The organism is Plantactinospora sp. B5E13, from assembly GCF_039871775.1.
Taxonomy (GTDB): domain Bacteria; phylum Actinomycetota; class Actinomycetes; order Mycobacteriales; family Micromonosporaceae; genus Plantactinospora.
On sequence record NZ_JBDPLT010000096.1, the window covers coordinates 1 to 4,644 of the forward strand.

At 70.1% G+C, this 4,644-nt stretch carries 1 protein-coding gene and 1 pseudogene; one reads left to right on the forward strand and one right to left on the reverse strand.

The genetic code is table 11. The features are described 5' to 3' along the window. Positions 1 to 152 precede the first annotated feature (152 nt). The gene (locus tag ABGB05_RS36775; RefSeq protein ID WP_347658651.1) at positions 153 to 3,566 is read right to left on the reverse strand and encodes a BTAD domain-containing putative transcriptional regulator; all 3,414 of its coding nucleotides are present in this window, start codon (positions 3,564 to 3,566) and stop codon (positions 153 to 155) included. A 283-nt stretch (positions 3,567 to 3,849) separates the two neighbouring features. Here ABGB05_RS36775 and ABGB05_RS36780 point away from each other — a divergent pair. Further along, positions 3,850 to 4,644, forward strand: a pseudogene (locus ABGB05_RS36780) (hypothetical protein); the annotation flags it as partial.

Genomic DNA, 4,644 nt, shown 5'->3' on the forward strand with positions numbered 1-4,644 from the left:
CAACAACACCGTCTACCTCCGCAACACCAACAGCGCCGGCGCCGTCGACCACCAATTCATCTACGGCATCTGACCCACCCCACACACCGACCGCCGGCCGGCCCACCCAGGCCAGCCGGCGGTCGGCAGCCGGCGAACGAGACCAGGGCCGCCTACCCGGGCGGCCTGATCACGTCCGGCTGCCCGATCCGCGCCTCCAGGGCATCGCACTCGCGCACCCGGTCCGGTAGATGCGTCGTCCGCAGAAGGTCACGGAGCGCCCGACAGTGCTGTGCCGCCGCGTCCGTCTCACCCAGCCAGATCGCCGCTTTGGCCTGCACGATGAGGGCGTCGGCGTGCAGCGGCCGGTAGGTGTTGCGGACGGCGATGTCGAGCGTCTCCTTCGCCGTACGGCGGGCCTCCTCGGCGTCGCTGTCCAACAACGCGGCTTCGGCGAGGCCGACGCCCGCCTGGCACTCGAAGTACTGGAAGCCGTTGTTCCGGCTGATCGACAGGCTCTCGGTGAACCGCGTGCGGGCGTCGTGGACGGCGCGGCTGCCCAGCAGCGCGAACCCCAGGGTGTTGAGAATGGCCGCCTCGGCACGCAGATTGCGCTGCTGCCGGGCGAGCCGCAGCGCCTCCACCGCGTTGTTCACCGCGGACACCCACTCGCCGCGTTGGCGGTCGAGCTGACTCAGCTCGTCGAGCACGGACAACTCACGCAGCGTGGACCCGGTACGACGGTGGTGTTCGAGGGCGGCCTCGAAGTGGGCGTACGCGGTGTCGAAGTCCTCCAGCTGCCGCAGGATCATCGCCATGTTGTGCCGGTTCGCGATCGCCGAGGGGTGGCGTGCCGACTTCTCGTTCAGTCGTTGCGCCGCCTGCAGGTACCCGACGGCTTCGACGAGCTGTCCCTGCTCGTGGCACATCGTGGCCAGGTCGTTCAGGGTCACCGCCCGGATGTGGTCGAACTCGGGGCCCGTTCCGACGTCAAGCGCCCGCCGGTAGAGCTCCTGCGCTTCGTCCAGGTGGCCCAGCTCGGCCCGGACGAGACCGAGGTTGTGCGACAGGTAGGCCTCGCCGACGAGCCAGCCGCTGTGCTGTGCGGCCGCGATGCCGCGGCGGTAGGCCAGGGCCGCGAGGTGATGCTTTCCCGCCGCCCAGTGCGCCTGACCGATGGTCTGGTGCATGGCCGCCTGGGCGCGGACGTCGCCGGCGGCCTCCGCGGCGGCCAGCCCTGCCGACCCGGTCGCGAGCCAGGCAACCACGTCTCCGGAGGTGAAGAAGTAGCCGCGGAGCTGGTCGGCCAATTGCCAGGACCGCGCGCGGTGCTCGCCGACCGCGGCGGCCTCGATCGCGGCGACGAGGTTTCCCGCTTCCTCGTTCAGCCAGGCCATGGCGGCGTCGAGATCCGGAAACCGGGCTCCGGTCAGGTCGACATCGATCGGCAGCCGCACCATGTCGGCGTAGACCAGGGTCATCGCGGACGCGGTCCGGGCCAGATACCAGGTGTAGAGCCGACCCGACGCCGCGGTGCGGTCGAGCGGTGTCTGTTGGCGCTCACCGGCTCGGACCGCGTAGAGCCGCAGCAGATCGTGGTACCGGTAGTGGTCCACCCTGCCGGCTTGGAGCAGGTTCTCCGCGACGAGGTGGTCCAACGCCGGACGGACGATCCGCTGCTCGGCGCCGAGGAGTGCGGCGACCGCGGCGACCGAGAAGCTCTCTCCCGGGATCAGCGCGGCGGCCTGGAAGACCTCGGCCGTCGGCGGCGGCAGGTCGCGGCAACTGATGGCGAAGGTGCTCGTTATCGTGCTGTCGCCGAGGCTCAGCTGCTCCAGCCGGGACCGTTCGTCGGTGAGCCGCCGCAGGACGTCGGCGACCGTACTTCCTGGACGGCCGGTCAGCCGGCCGGCCATCAGCCGTACCGCGATCGGCAACCGGCCGCACGCGTCGACGAGGGCCTCGGCGTCCTTCCGTTCGGCCCGCACCCGGTCCGTTCCCAGTTTGAGCCCGAGCAGGTCCAACGCTTCGTCCGGCTCGAAAACCGGCAGCAGCGTCGTGATCGCGTCATCCAGCTCCTCGCACTGGTTGCGGCTGGTGACCAGCACTGCGCTGCGACCGGGGCCCGGGACGAGCAGGCGGATCTGGGCGGCGTTGTACGCGTTGTCGAGCACGATCAGGACCCGCCGGTCGGCGAGCACACTGCGGTAGAGTCCGGCCGCCTCGTCCTCGTCGGCGGGAATGGCGCGGACCTCGACACCGAGGGCTTTCAACAGTCGGGCGAGCGCGTACGCGACGCTGACCGGCCGGTCGTCGTTGCCTCTCAGGTCGATGTAGAGCTGACCGTCCGGAAAGTCCCGGCGTACTCTCCAGGCCGCCTTGAGGGCGAGGCTGGTCTTGCCGACACCGGCCATGCCGGAGACGACGCAGACGACTGTCGAACCGCTTCTCGGGTAGCGCAGCGCCCGCTCGAGCCGGTGCAGTTCGTCGACCCGGCCGCAGAAGTCCGACGGCGGCGCCGGCGTCTGCCGCGGCGTGACGTCGCCGGTGCCGCCCACCGGAGTGCCGCCCCGTCGATCGACCTGCCCGGTGAGGACGGCCTGTCGTGCCTCGACCAACTCGGCACCGGGATCGATGCCCAGTTCCTCGGCGAGCCGTCGACGGATGCTGTCGAAGGCCTCGATCGCGGCGGCCTGCTGTCCCGCCGCGGCGAGCGCGACCACGAACCGCGCGTGCAGCGACTCGTGCCACGGATGCCGCCCGGCCAGCCGACGCAGCAGCGGAAGGACCTGCCGCTGTCGGTGGACCACCTCCCCGAGGCGCGCCAGGCGGACGGCATTCTCCACCCGTTCCTCGGCGAGCGCCGTGATCAGTGGATCACCGCAGAGTTCCCGCACGTCCTCGGCGGCGTCATCGCCGCGCCACATGTTCAGCGCGTCGAGGAGCAGGTCGAAGGCGCGCTGTGGCGGGACAGTTGACGCAGCAGCCTCGGCCACCCGGGACCGGTACCCGGACAGATCCAACTGATCGCCGTCGGCCTGGAGTTGGTAACCGCCCGATCCCAACGTCACCATCGGTGGCCGCTCCGGCTGCTGCTTCGGTTCCAGGAGGCGACGGAGCCGGCTCACGTGTGTCTGCACCACATTGGCGGCCGACGGCGGCGGACAGTCCTGCCACAGCAGGTGGATCAGCTCGTCCCGGCTGACGGGTCGGCCCGGGGTCAGCGCGAGGCGCGCCAACACGATGCGGTGCCGGCCCGCGTTGAGGTTGACCGGCTGACCGGCCCGAGTGACCAGCAGCGGCCCCAGAACCGAGATCCGTGCCGGACCCGCCGCGTCGACGCGCTCCCGCTGCGGCGGTCGCGCCAGTTGCTTCATGCGCCTGCGGTCGTCCTGGTGTAGTTCCAGGACGTCCGCGAGCGCCTGCAGTGACCGTGCTCGTGGCCGCCCGCTGCGCCCCTGTTCGAGGTCGCGGACCACACCGACGCTGACCCCGGCCTGACCGGCGAGGTCGGCCTGGGTCAGGCCCCGGCTCACCCGAGCGCTCCGCAGAAGTTCACCAAGACCCTCGTGCTCTCGATCGTTCATAGCCGACTCGAATCCCCCGTGCCGAAGATGGCCGGCCTGGCGCCGGCCTGCCCGTTCTCCAATGGACGACCATGGATGATATTCGGGATGACCGCTGGCCGCCGCCGGCACGACGGCCTTCTTCGGTGCCTGGCATGACCGATCGTGGTACGAGAGCCGGTACAGGAGTTGTCCCTCCAGCCGTACGCCAGGAGCGCTTCCCACACTCTCGGTAGGCGAGGCCACAGCCCGCCCTTATCGGGAGGACACATACATGCGCTCTTACGCTCGACGGAGCGGTTGGTTGGCACGTTGGTCAGTGGTACCGATCACCGTGCTGGCCACGGCTGTCACGTTGACGCCGACGACCGCGTCAGCGACGCCGGACACCGCAGCGGTCGACGTGGCCGGACCGGCCGCAGCCGGCGTGCCCGGGGATCCGCCGCTGCCCGAGTACCCGGGCCTTTCACCGCAGGCGGGTACCCTCGCCGCGGTGGCCACCACGCCGGTGCCGTGCGCCAACAACGGCTCCGACAAGACCATGTCCCGCGCCGATGCGATCACCCGGGCACGGAGCTGGCTCAGCGTGGGTGGTGTCCCGTACAGCCAGTCCCGGTGCTACCAGAACAGCTACGGTGACTACCGCACCGACTGTTCGGGCTTCGTCTCGATGGCGTGGGGTCTCGGCGGCTCCGGAAGCTCCTTCTGGACCGGAAACCTGGACACCCGGTCGCACACGATCCCGCGCAGCGACCTCAAGCCGGGTGACGCCCTGCTCCGGCACACCGGGGATCCCAGCGAGAACCACGTCGCCCTGTTCGTGAGGTGGGGCAACTCCGCGCACACCGAACCGGTGGTCATCGAGCAGACGGGCAGCAGGGACACCATCGAGCGCACCTGGTCGGCCAGTAACGCCGGCCTCTACACCCCGGTCCGCTACGACAACATCGTCGATGACGTGGTTCCTCGTACGGAGGACATTCCGATCTCCGGTGACTGGAACGGCGACGGCACCGACACCGTCGGCGTCTTCCGCCCCAGCAACTCCACCTGGTACCTCCGCGACACCAACAGCGGAGACGCCACCACCATCTTCAAG